General features: G+C 59.4%; 1 protein-coding gene. It reads right to left on the bottom strand.

Going from position 1 to position 261, the window contains the following annotated elements; genetic code table 11:
- On the bottom strand, nucleotides 1-261 hold a 261-nt coding region (locus tag SB847_RS21425; RefSeq protein ID WP_410578681.1), incomplete at both ends, for a PhoH family protein.

Below are 261 nucleotides of genomic sequence, written 5' to 3'. Positions count from 1 at the left end.
GGTGTGCCGGCGGCCTCGGTGCGGTGCGCGTCATCCCATGTGCTGTAGGCAGAGACGATATCCGCCACGAGACGGTGACGTACTACGTCAGCCGCCTCGAGGATGGAGAAGTTCACGTCATCGATGCCGGTGAGGATTTCGCGGACAATCCGCAGTCCCGAAGTGGCGCCGAAAGGAAGATCAATCTGGGTGACGTCGCCGGTGACCACCATTTTAGAGCCGAAACCAAGACGGGTCAGGAACATCTTCATCTGTTCCGGA

Origin of the sequence: Bacillus sp. SIMBA_026 (assembly GCF_046535335.1) — a bacterium.
Lineage (GTDB): Bacteria > Bacillota > Bacilli > Bacillales > Bacillaceae > Bacillus > Bacillus velezensis.
The sequence above is the reverse complement of the archived record's forward strand: the minus strand, read 5'-3'. Positions and strand labels throughout refer to the sequence as shown.